This is a genomic window from Rhodococcus sp. SB1D (assembly GCF_048573875.1).
Lineage (GTDB): Bacteria > Actinomycetota > Actinomycetes > Mycobacteriales > Mycobacteriaceae > Rhodococcus_F > Rhodococcus_F qingshengii.
Genome location: NZ_JBMAIQ010000003.1, coordinates 48817 through 64822, shown reverse-complemented (window position 1 = coordinate 64822; position 16006 = coordinate 48817). Strand labels below are relative to the sequence as shown.

At 61.7% G+C, this 16006-nt stretch carries 16 protein-coding genes; 9 read left to right on the top strand and 7 right to left on the bottom strand.

Features of this window, described 5'->3' with window-relative positions:
• Nucleotides 1-22: 22 nt before the first annotated feature.
• Entirely contained in the window at nt 23-1147 is a 1125-nt protein-coding gene (gene sfnG / locus ACN50D_RS09095; RefSeq protein ID WP_007730790.1) for a dimethylsulfone monooxygenase SfnG, read from the top strand.
• 12 nt (nt 1148-1159) lie between these two features.
• Here sfnG and ACN50D_RS09090 read toward each other — a convergent pair whose 3' ends face one another.
• Nucleotides 1160-2686, bottom strand: coding sequence for an aldehyde dehydrogenase family protein (locus tag ACN50D_RS09090; protein WP_211921669.1), 1527 nt, complete (start codon nt 2684-2686; stop codon nt 1160-1162).
• A gap of 127 nt (nt 2687-2813) precedes the next feature.
• Between ACN50D_RS09090 and ACN50D_RS09085 the strand changes: the two genes are divergently transcribed.
• Together ACN50D_RS09085 and ACN50D_RS09080 are read left to right on the top strand one after the other, a co-directional pair.
• The gene (locus ACN50D_RS09085) at nt 2814-3956 is read left to right on the top strand and encodes an acyl-CoA dehydrogenase family protein (RefSeq protein ID WP_007730792.1); all 1143 of its coding nucleotides are present in this window, start codon (nt 2814-2816) and stop codon (nt 3954-3956) included.
• Between the two features lie 9 nt (nt 3957-3965).
• Nucleotides 3966-4658: a GntR family transcriptional regulator gene (locus tag ACN50D_RS09080; RefSeq protein WP_003942905.1), complete on the top strand. Its 693-nt coding sequence runs from the start codon at nt 3966-3968 to the stop codon at nt 4656-4658.
• 10 nt (nt 4659-4668) lie between these two features.
• On the opposite strand, the gene ACN50D_RS09075 is transcribed toward ACN50D_RS09080, so the two are convergent.
• The gene (locus ACN50D_RS09075) at nt 4669-5289 is read right to left on the bottom strand and encodes a TetR/AcrR family transcriptional regulator (protein ID WP_052416921.1); all 621 of its coding nucleotides are present in this window, start codon (nt 5287-5289) and stop codon (nt 4669-4671) included.
• A 116-nt stretch (nt 5290-5405) separates the two neighbouring features.
• Between ACN50D_RS09075 and ACN50D_RS09070 the strand changes: the two genes are divergently transcribed.
• From ACN50D_RS09070 to ACN50D_RS09060, 3 genes are all read left to right on the top strand, one after another.
• Nucleotides 5406-6275 carry an oxygenase MpaB family protein gene (locus ACN50D_RS09070; protein WP_211921823.1) on the top strand — a complete coding sequence of 290 codons (870 nt, stop codon included), beginning with the start codon at nt 5406-5408 and terminating at the stop codon, nt 6273-6275.
• Between the two features lie 104 nt (nt 6276-6379).
• Nucleotides 6380-7519, top strand: a complete 1140-nt coding sequence (locus tag ACN50D_RS09065; protein ID WP_211921667.1) for a serine hydrolase domain-containing protein — start codon at nt 6380-6382, stop codon at nt 7517-7519.
• Between the two features lie 147 nt (nt 7520-7666).
• Nucleotides 7667-8761, top strand: coding sequence for a GGDEF domain-containing protein (locus ACN50D_RS09060; RefSeq protein ID WP_042446343.1), 1095 nt, complete (start codon nt 7667-7669; stop codon nt 8759-8761).
• A gap of 9 nt (nt 8762-8770) precedes the next feature.
• Here the strand turns inward: ACN50D_RS09060 and ACN50D_RS09055 are convergent, their stop codons facing one another.
• A complete protein-coding gene (locus tag ACN50D_RS09055; protein ID WP_007730800.1) occupies nt 8771-8983 on the bottom strand; it encodes a hypothetical protein in 213 nt (70 codons plus the stop codon).
• A gap of 32 nt (nt 8984-9015) precedes the next feature.
• Nucleotides 9016-10446 carry an MFS transporter gene (locus ACN50D_RS09050; RefSeq protein ID WP_050656772.1) on the bottom strand — a complete coding sequence of 477 codons (1431 nt, stop codon included), beginning with the start codon at nt 10444-10446 and terminating at the stop codon, nt 9016-9018.
• Between the two features lie 63 nt (nt 10447-10509).
• Between ACN50D_RS09050 and soxR the strand changes: the two genes are divergently transcribed.
• Nucleotides 10510-10950: a redox-sensitive transcriptional activator SoxR gene (soxR, locus tag ACN50D_RS09045; RefSeq protein ID WP_003943238.1), complete on the top strand. Its 441-nt coding sequence runs from the start codon at nt 10510-10512 to the stop codon at nt 10948-10950.
• Between the two features lie 12 nt (nt 10951-10962).
• On the opposite strand, the gene ACN50D_RS09040 is transcribed toward soxR, so the two are convergent.
• The 3 genes from ACN50D_RS09040 to ACN50D_RS09030 form a co-directional block, all read right to left on the bottom strand.
• Nucleotides 10963-11769, bottom strand: coding sequence for an ABC transporter ATP-binding protein (locus ACN50D_RS09040; protein ID WP_047269415.1), 807 nt, complete (start codon nt 11767-11769; stop codon nt 10963-10965).
• A gap of 15 nt (nt 11770-11784) precedes the next feature.
• A complete protein-coding gene (locus ACN50D_RS09035) occupies nt 11785-12489 on the bottom strand; it encodes a FadR/GntR family transcriptional regulator (RefSeq protein ID WP_003943086.1) in 705 nt (234 codons plus the stop codon).
• A 102-nt stretch (nt 12490-12591) separates the two neighbouring features.
• On the bottom strand, nt 12592-13152 hold the full coding sequence (locus ACN50D_RS09030; RefSeq protein ID WP_003943195.1) for a QsdR family transcriptional regulator: 561 nt from the start codon (nt 13150-13152) through the stop codon (nt 12592-12594).
• Nucleotides 13153-13309: 157 nt separating this feature from the next.
• Between ACN50D_RS09030 and ACN50D_RS09025 the strand changes: the two genes are divergently transcribed.
• Both ACN50D_RS09025 and ACN50D_RS09020 read left to right on the top strand, forming a co-directional pair.
• Complete coding sequence (locus tag ACN50D_RS09025; RefSeq protein ID WP_030536044.1) at nt 13310-14281, top strand: phosphotriesterase family protein; 972 nt, start codon at nt 13310-13312, stop codon at nt 14279-14281.
• Nucleotides 14282-14284: 3 nt separating this feature from the next.
• Complete coding sequence (locus tag ACN50D_RS09020) at nt 14285-15940, top strand: AMP-binding protein (protein WP_030536043.1); 1656 nt, start codon at nt 14285-14287, stop codon at nt 15938-15940.
• Nucleotides 15941-16006: the final 66 nt, after the last annotated feature.

Here is a 16006-nt window from a genome sequence, read left to right as displayed (position 1 = left end):
AACTGCATGTTTGCTGGGTTTCATGTCTACTGAACGTATCGCCGACGAGATCAAGTTCGCCTACTGGGTGCCCAATGTCAGTGGTGGTCTGGTCACCTCCGACATCGAGCAGCGGACCAGCTGGGACTACGAGTACAACAAGAAGCTGGCACAGACCGCCGAGAACAACGGCTTCGAGTACGCCCTGAGCCAGGTACGTTACGAGGCGAGCTACGGGGCCGAATTCCAGCACGAATCCACGAGCTTCAGCCTTGCGCTTCTCCTGGCCACCGAGAAGCTCAAGGTGATCGCCGCGGTGCATCCGGGACTCTGGCAGCCGGCCGTGTTGGCGAAACTGGGCGCTACCGCCGATCACTTGTCGAACGGTCGTTTTGCCGTCAACGTCGTCAGTGGTTGGTTCAAGGACGAGTTCACACATCTAGGCGAGCCGTGGCTCGAGCACGACGAGCGTTATCGGCGTAGCGCCGAGTTCCTTCAGGTTCTTCGGAAGATCTGGACGGAGGACGACGTCGATTTCCGCGGCGACTTCTACCGCATCCACGACTTCACGTTGAAGCCGAAGCCTCTCAACACTCCGGAGCGCCCCAATCCCGAACTGTTCCAAGGTGGTAACTCGGCGGCAGCCCGTGAGAACGCGGGCCGGTATTCGGATTGGTACTTCAGTAACGGCAAGGACTACGACGGCGTCACCGAACAGTTGGTCGACGTTCGCCGTGTTGCTCGTGAGAACGATCGGGAGGTCAAGTTCGGGCTCAACGGATTCATCATCGCCCGCGACACCGAGGCGGAAGCAAAGGACACACTGCGCGAGATCATCGCCAAGGCCAACCGCCCTGCGGTCGAGGGATTCAAGAATGCAGTCCAACAGGCCGGCGCATCGACCGCGTCCAAGGACGGGATGTGGGCGGATTCGACGTTCGAGGACTTGGTTCAGTACAACGACGGTTTCCGCTCGCAACTGATCGGCACGCCGGAACAAATCGCGCATCGGATCGTCGAATATCGCCGTCGCGGTGTCGATCTGATTCTCGGCGGATTCCTGCATTTCCAGGAGGAGATCGAATACTTCGGGGCCAAGGTGCTTCCGCTGGTTCGTGAACTCGAAGCAGCCGACAGCGACGAGCAGGTGCTCGTCACCGCCGGCTGATCGCCTGATCTCTCAGGACTTCGCGTGGCGTTTCGCCAGCATCCAACGTGAGATCTTCATGTCCCTGGCTTTTCGCTCGATGGTCAGCAGGTCCAGTGGAGCGCTGAACTTCTGAACGGCCAGTGATTTCACACTGCTGAACTCACGCAGCCCATCGGCTCCGTGGATACGGCCGAATCCGGAATCGCCGACCCCGCCGAACGGCAGGGCGGCGATTCCGGCGAAACCGAGAACCGAATTAACCGTGACGACACCGCATTCGAGCTTTTCGGCAATCGCTCGGCCCTTCGACGAACTCTTGGTGAACACCGAGGCGCCCAAGCCGTACTTCGACGCATTGGCGCGTTCGATCCCCTCGTTCATGTCGGAGACCTTGTTCACCACGACGCTCGGCCCGAACGTCTCCTCGGTGATCGCCGTGGAATCCTCCGGAACATCCGTCAGGATGATCGGATCGATGAACGGACCGTTGAACGAATCAAGTCCGCCGAGTACAGCTTTCGCGCCGCGACTGAGAGCGTCTTCGATCTGGCCCCGGACTATCCCAGTCTGCTTTCCCAGCGTCATCGGCCCGTAGGTCGAGCTGTCGGTGGCGCCGGCGTGGGCGTCTCGTAGCGCGGCGGTGAGCTTGGACAGGAAGGCGTCGTACACGGGCGCTGCGACGTAGATTCGTTCGACGCCGGCACAGGTTTGTCCGCCGTTGCCCACTGCCCCGAATGCCGCGAAGCTCACGGCCGCATCGAGGTTGGCATCGGAGTCCACCAGCATGGCGTCCTTGCCACCGCATTCGGCGACCAGGGGAGTGAGGGTGTCCGCGCAGGCGGCCATTACGCGCTTTGCGGTAGCGGTCGAACCGGTGAATGCGATCTTGTCGACGCCGGACGAACACAGAAGTGCTCCGGTTTTGCCGTCGCCGGTAATGGTCTGCAGGACAGGGTGTCCGGGTGCCGCGATGTCCCACAGCCGGGCCAATTCGACGCCGACGCCTGGTGAGAGTTCGCTCGGTTTGAACACGACGGCGTTACCGGCGGCCAGTGCGTAGCCGATCGACCCCATCGGTGTGTACAGCGGATAGTTCCAGGGGCCGATCACGCCGACGACGCCCATCGGCCGGTAGCCGACGGATGCAGACTGGTTGGCGCTGATCAGTCCTGCACCGACGCGTCTGCGGCGCAACACTTTCTGTGCGTTGCGTGCCGCCCAGTCGAGATGTTCGACGGCCAGCATGACTTCGAGTAGTGCGTCGTCGCTGGGTTTTCCGGTCTCGGCGGAAATGATCGCCGCCATCGATTCGGCGTGAGTGGCGATCGCGGCGCGGAAATTGCCGAGCACCTTCCGGCGGCCTTGGAACCCGAGTTGATCCCACCACTTCGACGCCGTGCGTGCTGCGGCGACCGCTTTCTCGATCTCTCGCTGGTCTGCAATGGGGTGCTGCGCGACCACGGAATCGTTGCGAGGGTCGAGGCTCGCGAAGGTGTGATCGTCCGATCTCGGATCTGTCGACGTGGACGTGCTCTGGCGGCCGAGCTGTTCTGTCATGTTCTTCAGATCCTCCACATGTCGGTGCATCACATATATGTGATGTGATTTACTGTGCTGGTAGTCACAGTATGCGTCGGACCGAGCTCCGACAAGCCTCCAGCCTCATCTCACTCGGGAGTTTTCGATGTACATGGATTTCACGCAGGAGCAGTCTGATTTCGCCAAGTCGGTAGCGTCGTTCTGCAAGAAGGAAAGTGGTACCCGTGAGCAGCGAGACCTGCTGACCGATCATGGCGCCCATAACCACAACCAGGCGTTCTACGAGAAGATGGCGGAATTGGGTTGGCTCGGGCTGACTGTCCCGGAGGAGTACGGCGGATCTGCCGGAAGCACGGTCGACCTGTGCATCTTTCTGGAGGAAGCCGCCAAGGGCATGGCGCCGATCGGTGGACTCGGCCCGACCGTCATCACCGGGGCTGCATACGAGAAGTTCGGCAGTCCGGCCCAGAAGGAGGCAGTGCTCGGCGGGATCGTCCGTGGCGCGTCTCAGTCGATCTCGATGTCCGAACCCGAAGCGGGCTCCGACGTGGGAAATCTGAGTTGCCGCGCCGAGAAGGTCGACGGTGGGTGGCTGATCAACGGCCAGAAGACGTGGTGTTCCAACGCGCACTTCGCCGAGAACATCCTTCTGGTGGCTCGCACATCCCGAGGTGAAGGCAAGCATGAGGGCCTGACGATGTTCCATGTCCCGGCCGACATCTCCGGATTGAAGATCAGTGGAATCGACACCATGGGCGGCAAGGAGGTCAACGATCTCTACTTCACCGACACATTCCTGCCCGAGGACGCGGTGGTTGGCGAAGTCGGCAACGGCTGGCGTCAACTCATGGCCGGACTCAACATCGAACGCCTCATCCTCGCGGCGATGATGCTCGGGACCGCGCAGCGCGCTTTCGACGACACCCTCGAATTCGTCACCACGCGTAAGCAGTTCGGCCGTCCGGTCGGATCGTTTCAGGCGCTTCGCCACCGGATCGCGGATCTCGCCACGGAGATCGAATGCGGCCGTCTGCTGGTCTACAGCGTGGCCCGAATGGTCGACGCCAACCCGACCAAGATGTTCCCGCGGGAAGCGTCGATGGCCAAGCTCAAGCTGACCGAGACCGCCAAGAAGGTCGCGCTCGAGGGGATGCAGATGATGGGTGGGTACGGTTACGCGACTGAGTTCGACATGGAGCACCATGTGCGAAAGACTCTTGTGTCCTCCATTTATGGTGGTACCAACGAGATTCAGCGAGACATCATCGGCAAAACGTACGGACTGTGAGGATCGGTTGTGGCAACGTCTGCACGCACTCGGAGAGCGACATCTGAGCTGAGGAGACGGCCACAGTTGTCGGAGGACGTGGCCAACCACGTTCGCAACCTGATCATGTCCGGCTCGGTCCGTCCGGGCGAGTTCGTCAGGCTGGACGAAACCGCGGCCGACCTCGGGGTCAGCGTCACGCCGGTGCGAGAAGCCCTCGTCGCATTACGCGGCGAGGGGATGGTCGAGTTGGTTCCGCATCGCGGCTATCTCGTCTCGCCCCTCAGTCGCCAGGACATCGAAGACATCTTCTGGTTGCAGGGGCAGATCGCGGTCAAGCTGGCGTTGCGGGCGATGGACAGCATCACCGCTGATCAACTCGCGGAACTCACGGAACTCAATGCCGATTTGCGAGCGGCGGTCGACGCTTCGGATGCAGCTGCGATCGAGCAGTGCGAATTCGAGTTCCATCGCCTGATCAATCGCGCTGCGGGTGGTGCGAAGTTGGCATGGTTCCTGTTCGGCGCGATTCGGTACACCCCTGCTCGTCTCTATGCGACGGATCCAGGCTGGGGTGAGCTTGCGGTATCGAGCCACGATGCTTTGATCGCGGCGTTCGAGAAGCACGATCGAGAACAGGTGGACGCGCAGATGAGTCTGCAGTTCTCCGACGGCGCTGCTCGACTTCTCGCTCACCTCGACAACATCGGGATCTGGGACTGAATGCAGGAGCTCAAGACGGCGGCAGGGCGGGTGCGAGCAGGATCGCCGCACATTCGGCGACCAGTTCTTCTTCCGTCACGTCGATGTACCCGTCGAGCCATGCACTGAGGGTCTGCGCCAGGCCGCCGACCAGGAACGTGGCCGTCAGGGTCAGATGACCGCTGTCGTTCAATCGGTAGAAGGTCTTCGCGTTGGCGGCCAGGAGACCGATGAATATCGTCGTCGACGCTTGGCGTTTCTCGGCCAGGACAGGGCTCGTCAGGGCGCTGGAGAACAGTAGACGTCCGCGACGGGGATCGTTCGCGATAGTGCGGACGATGTTCGCGATTCCAGCGAGCGCCTTGCCGCGTTCGGTCTCGGCGGCGTCCACTGCAGCCTGGGTTGAAACGGCGATGTCCGTGATGACGGTGTCGTAGACGGCCGACATCAGAGCATCACGATCGGTGAAGCTCTCGTAGAAGTACCGCGCCGCGACACCGGCCTTCTTGCACACTCCGCGGACCGTCAGTTCGGGCTCGGCGGAGCCCATGAGTTCCAGACCGGCCTCGATCAGCGCCTCCCGTCGTTGGGCTATGCGGAGCGCGCCGTCGACGCCACCGTACGAACGCGGTTGGTCATTCATGAAGACCATCTTTGCATCCAGAGATTGCTTGACATCTCGGCATTTCGGCGTTTCACTCATCTGAGAACATGCGTTCGCAGATATCGACTCGAAGGGGTTCTGCCATGACGGTGAGTAGGGATTCGATGGACGGGCGCGAGGAAGCGGTGGTAGGCGGCATCGGAGCGGTCGGCGTCCAGGCGGTCGACATCGACGCCGAGGTTGAAAAGGCGATGTCCGGGCTCGGACTGTTGGCCGCAGGCGCCAACGTCATCATGCAGTTGGCGCGCCCGGCGGTGGGGTACGGCGTGTATGAGAGCAAGGTCGAGACGGGTCGGTTGGATCGGCATCCGGTGAAGCGAACCCGGACGACGCTGACGTATCTCGCGGTGGCGGGCCTGGCGACGTACGAAGAAAAGAAGCTGTACCGACGCGCAGTCAACGGCTCTCACAAGCACGTTCGCTCCGATGAGAACAGCGCGGTCGAATACAACGCGTTCGATCCCGAACTGCAGTTGTGGGTAGCCGCCTGCCTGTACCGAGGCTTCGAGGACGTCTACAAAATCTTGTACGGGGATCTCGATCCGGTAACCCGGGATGCGTTCTATCAGCGCAGCGCCACGTTCGGTACAACCCTTCAGATGCGACGCGACATGTGGCCGGCGGACCGGGATGCGTTCGAGGTCTACTGGAACGAGAACCTCGACAAGGTGGCGATCGACGAGACGATTCGTGAGCATCTCTACGGGATCGCGTCGGCGACCTTCACTCCGAAGCTGTTGCATCCCGTGGTCGGTCCGCTCAACCGATTTGTCACCACCGGGTTCCTGCCCCAAGCCTTTCGTGACGAAATGCGGCTCCCGTGGTCAGTGCGTCAGCAGCGTAACTTCGACCGATCCATGCGCGTCGCCGCGCTGGTCAATCGGTTCAGTCCGAAGATTCTGCGGATGTTTCCCTACAACTTCTATCTCTGGGATCTGCGTCGGCGCATCGCCAAGGGAATCCCGTTGGTCTGAGCCGACTCTGGCACTTGAAGTGATTGGCACCACAGGTGAATCGGACACATACTCAACGTAGTTGAAGTTGACGTCAAGTTTCATCATTCCTGTGGAGGCTGTCAGTGGCGAACATCGAAGGCGTATGTGACCAGCGATTCTCTGGCTTGAAGGAGGCGCTGGCACGCAATCTCGATTCCGGCGAGGACGTCGGGGCAGCGATCGCACTGACGATCGACGGCGAATCCGTCGTCGACATGTGGGGCGGTTGGGTCGACGTCGAGCACACTGCTCCTTGGTCTCGCGACACCGTTACCAATGTCTGGTCCTGCAGCAAGACCGTGACCGCACTGGCCGCGCTCATGCTCGTCGACCGCGGGTTGCTTGATCTCGACGCCCCGGTCGCGCAGTACTGGCCGGAATTCGCAGCAGCGGGCAAGGACCGAATTCGGGTCCGGCAACTGTTGTCGCACACCTCGGGTGTGTCGGGGTGGGATCAACCGTTCACGCTCGAGAACATTTGCGACGACGAATATGCCACCGCCCGGTTGGCGACGCAGGCTCCGTGGTGGGAACCGGGTACGGGATCCGGATACCACGCCCTCAACTACGGCCACCTGATCGGCGAGGTCGTCAGGCGCATCGACGGACGAACCCTCGGTAGCTTCATCGACGAGGAAATCGCCGGCCCACTCGATGCTGATTTCCGCCTGGGCTTGCCGAAGTCGGAATACGGGCGAGTCTCGAATGTGATTGCGCCACCGCCGTTGCCGATCGACATCGCGGCACTCGGGATGGACAACATCATGGTGAAGACATTCACCGCGCCGCCCGCTGACGCTACAGGTTCGTGGACCGACGGGTGGCGCGCCGCCGAGATCGGTGCGGCCAACGGTCATTCGAATGCGAGGGCACTCGCAAGGATCCAATCGGTGATCGCGTGCGGTGGCAAGGTCGGTGACGTTCGCTTGCTGTCGGAGGAAACGATCGACAAGATCTTCGAGGAGCAGTCGTACGGGGTCGACCTCGTCCTCGGCGTGCCGGTCCGCTTCGGCGTCGGATTCGGATTGCCGACGCCCGAGTCCGTCCCGTTCATTCCGGAGGGGCGAATCTGCTTCTGGGGAGGTTGGGGTGGCTCGCAGATCATCATCGACACCGAGAAGCGCATGACGTTCTCGTACGTGATGAACAAGATGGGGCCGGGTCTGCTCGGTTCCGAGAGATCGGCGCAGTACGTATCGGCGGCCTACGACGCTTTGAGTTGATCGACCGATTCAAATCCGGCAGAACGGTTTTTGTCTGTCGCCGCTGACTATGCTGCCGGATATGCCAGTGTGCTCCGGGGGGAAATCAGCGAGTCCGTTTCGTCGAAGTACGCCCAAAAGTTGCGGAGCTGCATCGGCTGATCGGCGATGAACGGTTTGGTCGACGTCGTCATGCGCTGGTGGCAGTTGCCGGACCAGTTCCACAGTTTCAGCAGGTACCTCCAGGACCGCGGGTTCTTGACTTCCTGCCGGGCGCTGGTCGGCGGAACAGCATTCTGGATGGGGCTGGTGTTGCTGTCGGCGCGATTCAGTGACGTCGGTCCGCAAGGTACGTTCTGGCGAGCGGTCAATCTGGCGGTCATCGCGCTGTGCCTCGGCGCGGCCCTGATCTGGTGGCTGTTTCCGCCTACGCCGCTGTGGTCGTACACCTTTGTCGTGGGTTCCGACGTCGCGATTGCGGCGGCGGCCGCAACCGACTCGGAACCGCTGGGACGACTCATCGCGTGCGTCGTTTTCGCGTCGATCGGCGGCTACATCGCGTTCTTCCACAATCCGAAACTCCAAGTCGGTCACTTGGTCTTCGCCTCGACCGTCACGGTGCTTTCGGGGTGGACTTTGTTGTTCGGGCCAGCAGCGGACGTCGGCTTGGGACTGGCGAAGATCTCGGTTGTGCTGGCTACGATCATCGTGATTCCTGTTGTGTCACAGATTGTTCTGGCGGTCCTGGGTTCGGATGCCACTACCTCCGACATTGACCCGTTGACCGGACTGCTCAACCGTCGCGGATTGGCGCGTCGGGTGAATGACTTGATGGGCGCTCCGGTCACCGAAGCGGATGCACTGCTCGTAGTGGTGATCGACCTCGATCGCTTCAAGACGATCAACGACGTTCACGGCCATGACGTAGGAGACAGCACGATCATGCGAACTGCACTGCGCATCCGTTTGTGGACAACCCAGTCCGCCTTGACTGCTCGTATGGGCGGTGACGAGTTCGTCGTGGTCGAACGGGTACCGGTCAGCGTGATCTCCAGGCTGGAAGGACAGATCCGCTCCGCGATGGACGGAGCGAACGATGACCCTCCGACGAGCGCGAGCATCGGAATGGCGGTCCGCACCGCGCCCCGGAATCCGGGTGAGTCAGTCGACGCTGCTTTTGCCGAACTCTTCCGCGTCGCGGACTCGGTGATGTACGAAGCGAAGCGCGAAGGTGGCAACCAGGTGCGGGCGAGCCTGGTCTGATGTGAGAGCTCAGTCGGCGAAGCTCAGACCACGTTCGGCGAGTGCTTCGCGCAGAATCCTCAAGGCCTTCGGTCCCATCCCGTGCAAAGCGCCGAGTTCCTTCTCGGACACGGACGTCAGCTGCGCGAGATGGGTGTAACCCGCTGCGATCAGCGCGCGCTGTGCGGGAGCTCCCGTCTTCGGGAAGTCGGTTTCCACTGTGCCCGGATCCGGTTCTGTCACTGGCCAACTCCTCCGTGTGGGTTTCTCACAGTTTAGCGAGCGTCGTGAACGATTTCGGGGCTGCCGATTTTGTCGGGCGTTCGCGGAAGTGCGCGAGCTGCCACGGCAATGCCGATGATCGAGACAGCGGCGAAGGTGAAGAGAAGCAATTGCGCAGAACGAAGCGTCGACGGTTCGCCGATGTTGACCAGCACTCCGGCCAGGGCTGCACCGAAGGCATTGGCGATCAGCTGAACGGTGTTGATGGCAGCGGAGGCACGCGCACCTTCTCCGGGATCGGTGACCGAGGTCATCGCCCCGACTGCAAGATGAGGCCAGGCGATGCCGATTCCGACGCCGGCGAACAGCAGTCCGATCACCCACGCGACCACCGCACCGGCGCCGGCGTGTTCGGTGAGAAATGCTGCCATGATGCCCAACCCGATCGCGACGAGGATCGGACCGCTGACAACGATTCGTCGCACGATACGAGGGGCTGTTGCCGAGGCGCTCGGGATTTCGCCGAGAGTCCAGCCGAGAGCGAGTGCGGCCCCGAGGAATCCGGCCGCGAGCGGCGCCAGGCCGGCAAGTCGTTGCCCGAAGAGTGGAATGAACGTCTCGACGGTCGACGCGACAGCGAGGACGACGATGGTCAGGTACACCCATTTGAGGGACGACGCGTTGAACGTCGACGGCGGTAGTACGCCGTGGCGCGAGCGACGGTCAGCGGCGACAAAAGCGATCAGTAGCAGCACAGCGGCGAGAACCATTGCGGCGGTCACGGCGAGGTTGGACAGAATTCCGGCAACGCTGACCAGCAAAGCTGCCGCAGTCAGCAATGCCAGCGAGAGGACCGGCACCGGGCTACTGGTGGTGCTGCCCGGTTCATGTGCCGGTAGCGCGCTGGGGACGAGAGCGGCGACTGCGATCGTCGCGATGACCAGGACGCCGAAAGCCCATCGCCAGGCTCCGAACTGAGCAAAGACACCGCCGATTGCAGGGCCGGCGAAGGTGCCGACTCCCCACATCGCCGAAACCAGCGCGGCCCCGCGAGTCCACAGATGTCTGGGGAGCGCGGCATTGATGACGGCGTAACCGAGACCGGCCAGCAGGCCACCGCCCGAACCCTGGATCGTGCGGCCGACCAACAGCAATTCCATCGTCGGGCTGACCGCACAGACAACGGTGCCGAGCGCGAAGATCGCGAGGCCGATCAGGTAGGCCCCGCGCGGTCCCCTGGCAGCGAGGACGTTGGTGACCAACATCGAAGAGATGACGGAAGCAATGAGGAAGACCGTCGCGGTCCAGGCGTAGTACTGCTGACCGCCGATGTCGTCGATGGCAGTCGGAAGCAGGCTGGTCGTCAGGTAGACGTTGGTCGCGTACAGCGCAACGCCGCCTGCGAGGACGGTAGCGGTGCCGAGGTATCGACCGCTCAGGAGCTGCCGCCAGGTTCCGGTGGGAGCATCGGTGGGGGAGTGCATGTTGTCGAAGGTAGAATCTCGAGTGCGCTTCAGGTCAATGTCGCGCAGCCATTGGGAGGCAGAATGATCCGTAAGAGTGACGAACTTCTCTCGATCGGTGAGGTATCGGAGCGCACCGGCGTCGCCGTGTCGGCTGTGCGCTACTACGAAACACTCGGTCTGGTTCCTGCGGAGCGGACGGCAGGAAATATGAGGAAGTTCCCGCGGCATTCGATCCGGCGGGTGTCGCTGATCCAGTTGGCAGTCAGATTCGGGATACCCCTGGCCGAAGTTGCCGAAGTATTCGGATCGTTGCCGCAGGGGCGAACTCCGACGAAGAAGGACTGGCGCAAGATTTCCACGGAGTGGAATCAGCGCCTCGAGGATCGCAAGCAGGCCATCAACCGGATGCAGGACGAACTGACGGGCTGTATCGGCTGCGGGTGTCTGTCACTGAAAACATGCAACCTGCTCAACCCTGGAGACGAACTGGGCCGGGAGGGACCCGGCGCCAGACGTCTCTGAAACTACTGTCGGTCACACTCTTTCGCGTGGCCGCGACTGAGCATTCCACCGACCACCACGACGCTCGATCTCGATGGGATGCGAGAAGCACTCGCTGATGTTCTGGGTGGTGATCACATCCTCGGCGAGGCCGCTGGCGGTCACGACGCCGTCCTTGATCAGAAGAGCATGTGTGGTGGTGCTGGGGATCTCCTCGATGTGGTGCGTCACGAGGATGCTGGCAAGTGACGGGTTCTGATTGCGGAGGTCGTCCAGTGCCGTCAAGAGTTGTTCGCGTGCAGCAAGATCGAGCCCGGTCGCCGGTTCGTCGAGCAGAAGCAGGCGCGGTTCGACCATGAGTGCGCGGGCGATCAGGGTTCGTCCCCGTTCGCCTTGGGACAAGTTGGGCCACAGCGCGTCTGAACGCGGACTCATTCCGAGTAGATCGATCAGTGCGTCGGCGTGAGCCTCTTGCTCCGGCGTCGGTGACCAGCGCGGCATCACCTCGGTGGTGTTGGTGAGGCCGGTGATCACGACGTTGCGGACGGTGATCGGAATTCCGATCGTGTGACGAGGGTTCACGTGCCCGATGTCCATCCGCAGTTCCCTCATGTCGACGCGGCCCAACTTGTGGCCGAGGACGTAAACGGAACCGCGAGTCGGGTGGGCGGTTGCTCCGAGCAGGCTCAGAAGCGTGCTCTTGCCCGCGCCGTTCGCGCCGAGGAGGACCCAGTGTTGTCCGGGTTCGATCGAAATGTTGATGTCTTTCAACAAGTATCGGCCGTCGCGGACGAGATCCACGTGTTCGGTCGACAGAACTGTGCCGGTGGGGTGTTGCACGAGAACTAACCTCTCTTAGGCGTCGAGCACACGCAGTCGTCGTAGGACGGTGTCGATGTTTGCTCGAGTTGCCGCTACCGCGGCTTCTGGGTCGGCGTCTTGAAGGGCCTCGACCAACTGATCATGGGCATGTGAGGTGTCGGGGACGCCGGCCTCGTGGGCCATCATCTCGACGAGGGATTCACGAAGGAGTGGACGCACCGACGTGAAAAGCGAGAGCAGAACTGCATTTCCGGACAGCCGAACGACTTCGGTGTGGAAGTCGAGGTCGACGTCGACGAACTTCTCGACATCACCCTCGAAATGACTGTGTCGCATGGTCAGTCGACGCCGCAGGCCGTCGAGGTCCTCGGGTTGTACCCGCTCCGCGGCCAGTCTGGCGGCCTCGATCTCGAGTGCGCGACGGACTTCGAAGACCTCGAGGATCCTCGAGCGTCGAAGAAGTTTGGTGAATTCGTCGACGTGCTCGAGTTCGGACGCGGCAGCCACGAAGGTTCCGACGCCGTGTCGGACTTCGAGTAGTCCGTCGCGAGCGAGGAGGCGGATTGCCTCGCGAATCGAGGAACGCCCGACGCCGAGTTCGACGGCGAGGGCCGCCTCGCTCGGTATGCGCTCGGACGGCGCCCACGTTCCATGCATGATTCGCCCGCGCAGCAACTGTTCGAGTTGCGGTACCAGCGGGCCACTGCGAAGTGTGAATCCTGTGTGGTCGTCGGACACGGCTCGCCTCTCGGGTGGGTACCGAGAGAGTAACAACTCATCAGACGTCTGAGGACTCGGGTGGCCGGTGTGTCGCCGTAGTGTTCACGCGGTCGAAGCGTGTCAGTTGCGGGTGACGCCGAGGAGCAGTGCGATCAGGTCGAGGGCCGTCTCGATCTCGGCCTTTTCTCGGCCGAGCAGGGGGGCGTAGAGGTGTACGTCGCAGATGCGGACGAGGGCTTCGCCCAGTACTTGCGGCGAGAGCGTGATCGTCAGCTGGCCGGCGTCGACCTGGGATTGCAGGATTTCGGCGGTAATGGAGGCGGAGATCGATTCGATGGAGCCGGGCATCATCGCGAGTTTGATGAACACCATCGGTTCGCGTTTGGTCAGCGCGCGCAGTTCTGTCGACGATTCCACCGATCGCATAACGCGGCCGAAGACGTCGAGAATGTACTCCGGACCTTGCCCCGACGCCTGTGACATCGCCTTTCGGTATGTCCGTTCGGTGGCCTCGGCCAGCACTGTTCCGAGCAGCTCGTCGCGGTTGCCGACCCAGCGGTACAGCGTCGCGCGGCCTACGCCGAGACGTTCGGCGAGCAGTGACATGTCGAGTGGTTCCTCCGCGAGGTACATGCTCGCGGCGGTGTCGATCGCGCGTCGGCGTTCGAGGTCGGTAGGCATCGGGACATTCTCTCCGGTTGTCCGGTACTGCACAATTTCGGCCGTTGAAAAGTGGTGAGCCTCGGGGGATCGAGCCTATTGACGAACCTGGCCACGTGAGACACACTAGCTCATTGTCTCATGTTAGTGATGGCGATCACAGTCAGGGGTTCGATCGATGAGTTCAGTACAAACCGTTCGTGGGCCGGTGGATACAGCCGATCTGGGAAAGGTGTTGATGCACGAGCATGTCTTCGTTCTGGGTGAGGAGTTGCGCCAGAACTACCCCGACTACCCCGAACCCTGGGACGAGGAAGTACGGGTAGCGGACGCGGTGGCAAAGTTGACCGAGGTGAAGTCCCGCGGAATCAGCACGATCGTCGATCCCACGGTGATCGGCCTCGGCCGGTACATTCCGCGCATCGTCCGGATCAACGAGCAGGTCGATCTCAACATCATCGTTGCTACCGGCATCTACACCTACAACGACATTCCCTTCCAATTCCATTACACCGGACCGGGATTGCTGTTCGACGGCCCCGAGCCGATGGTCGAACTGTTCGTCAAGGACATCAGGGAAGGAATCGCCGGAACCGGTGTCCGAGCCTCCTTCCTGAAGTGCGCCATCGAGGAGCCGGGCCTTACCCCCGGCGTCGAGCGGGTCATGCGCGCGGTCGGACAGTCGCAGGTGGAAACGGGAGTGCCGATCACCGTGCACACCAACCCGCACACTGAATCCGGGCTGGTCGCGCAGAAGGTTCTGGCCGAAGAGGGTGCGGATCTGACCAAGGTGGTCATCGGTCACTCCGGCGACACCACCGATCTCGATTACCTGTGTGCGCTGGCCGATGCCGGTTCGCTACTGGGGATGGACCGTTTTGGTCTCGAACCGTTCCTGTCGTTCGAGGATCGTGTCAACACCGTGGTGGAGATGGCCCGTCGCGGTTACGCGGAGAAGATGGTTCTGGCACATGACGCGTCGTGTTTCATCGACTACTTCCCCAGTGCTGCAAGAGAAGCGGCACTTCCGAACTGGAACTACACCCACATCAGTGATGATGTCATTCCGGCGCTGCTCGAACGTGGTGTCACCGAAGACCAGGTCAAGGCGATGCTGGTGGACAACCCACGTCGGTACTTCGAGAGCTGAGATATGACCAACGTGTACGAGAGCAAGCCCTGGCTCGCCAATTACGACGCCGACACTCCGCCGAACGTAGACATCGAGCACGTCGACGCCCTCGCGATGTTCCGTGCTTCGCTGGAGCGCGATCGCACTGCCCCGATCATCAGGTACTTCGACAGGACCGTCAGCTTTGCCGAGCTCGACGAGATGTCGGATGCGCTTGCCGTAGCCCTCGCCAAGGATGGAATCGGGTTCGCAGACAGAGTTTCCTTTGTCCTGCAGAATGTTCCGCAGTTCGTGATCGCGACAGTCGCGGTCTGGAAGCTCGGTGCCGTCGTCGTTCCGGTCAATCCGATGTACCGCGACCGTGAGCTGTCCACCGTACTGGCCGACAGCGGAGCGGCGGCAGTCATCTGTCTCGAGTCCTCGGCCGAGACCGTGGCGACTGCGTCCGAGGGCACCGCAGTGAGACGGGTGATCACCACGTCGGAACTGGATTTTCAGTCGCGCGACGATGAACGGATCTTCGGTTCGGCGTCCAGGATTCGGCACGATGGATTTCCGGATCTACTGGAATTGATCGAGGCTCATCGAGGGCAGAAGCCCGAGAAGGTCGATCTGTCCCCGGAAGACCTTGCCTACCTTCCCTATACGTCGGGGACAACCGGCCCGCCGAAGGGGTCGATGAACACGCACTCAAATGTCGTGTTCGCAGCGCAGATCTATCGGGACTGGCTGGGGTTGCGCCCCGGCGGCGCGATGTTCGCGGTGGCGCCACTGTTCCATATCACCGGGTTGATCGGGCACGTCGCGGCTCCACTCCTAGCCGGCGCGCCCACGATTCTGACCTGCCGATTCCATCCCATCGTTGCAGCGGAGTCAATTTCGGAGCATCGGGCTACCGCGATCATCGGAGCGATCACGGTATTCATCGCGTGGACGGACAGCGCCGCAGTCTCGAAGGAATCTTTGAGCTCTCTCGAGTCGGTGTATTCAGGTGGCGCGCCGATCCCGCACGCGGCGTTGGAAGCGTTCCGGGCGAAGTTCGGTCACTACACTCACAACGGCTACGGGCTGACCGAGACGAACAGCCCGGCAATCGTGGTGCCGAATTCGCGTGAAGCGCCGGTAGATCCGGCGTCGGGGGCCGTTGCTGTCGGCGTACCGGTATCGAATACGTACGCCGAGGTGGTGGACGAGAACGACAAGCCGGTACAGGTCGGGGAGTACGGCGAAATCGTGGTCTCCGGTCCCCAGGTTGCACTCGGATACTGGAACAAGCCGGACGAGACCGCACATGCCATGCCGGACGGGCGTTTTCACACCGGCGACATCGGATTCATGGACGGCGACGGTTGGTTTTACATCGTCGACCGGATGAAGGATCAGATAAATGCGTCGGGCTTCAAAGTGTGGCCACGCGAAGTGGAAGATGTTCTCTACGAACACCCCGCCGTACGAGAGGCTGCTGTCGTCGGTGTCATGGATCCGTATCGCGGCGAAACCGTGAAGGCCTTCGTGTCCTTCAAGGACGGTGCCGAGGCGACCACCGAGGATCTGGTCGAGTTCTGCAAGGAAAGGCTTGCAGCATACAAGTATCCACGCATCGTCGAGGTCATGAATGACCTCCCGAAAACAGTGAGCGGCAAGATTCTTCGTCGTGAACTGCGGGTACCGAACTAGATCTGCCTGACAAACGAATTGCCGGCCGCCGACAAGGTGAGCCGGCCATTCGTCGTGGTGGCTGAC

Coding starts and splice junctions, on each gene's coding strand:
- ACN50D_RS09075 (WP_052416921.1), bottom strand. CDS start 5,289: ATGGTCTTCATGAATGACCAACCGCGTTCGTACGGTGGCGTCGACGGC.
- ACN50D_RS09090 (WP_211921669.1), bottom strand. CDS start 2,686: ATGACAGAACAGCTCGGCCGCCAGAGCACGTCCACGTCGACAGATCCG.
- ACN50D_RS09020 (WP_030536043.1), top strand. CDS start 14,285: ATGACCAACGTGTACGAGAGCAAGCCCTGGCTCGCCAATTACGACGCC.
- soxR (WP_003943238.1), top strand. CDS start 10,510: ATGATCCGTAAGAGTGACGAACTTCTCTCGATCGGTGAGGTATCGGAG.
- ACN50D_RS09030 (WP_003943195.1), bottom strand. CDS start 13,152: ATGCCTACCGACCTCGAACGCCGACGCGCGATCGACACCGCCGCGAGC.
- ACN50D_RS09060 (WP_042446343.1), top strand. CDS start 7,667: ATGAACGGTTTGGTCGACGTCGTCATGCGCTGGTGGCAGTTGCCGGAC.
- ACN50D_RS09070 (WP_211921823.1), top strand. CDS start 5,406: ATGGACGGGCGCGAGGAAGCGGTGGTAGGCGGCATCGGAGCGGTCGGC.
- ACN50D_RS09085 (WP_007730792.1), top strand. CDS start 2,814: ATGTACATGGATTTCACGCAGGAGCAGTCTGATTTCGCCAAGTCGGTA.
- ACN50D_RS09050 (WP_050656772.1), bottom strand. CDS start 10,446: ATGCACTCCCCCACCGATGCTCCCACCGGAACCTGGCGGCAGCTCCTG.
- sfnG (WP_007730790.1), top strand. CDS start 23: ATGTCTACTGAACGTATCGCCGACGAGATCAAGTTCGCCTACTGGGTG.
- ACN50D_RS09025 (WP_030536044.1), top strand. CDS start 13,310: ATGAGTTCAGTACAAACCGTTCGTGGGCCGGTGGATACAGCCGATCTG.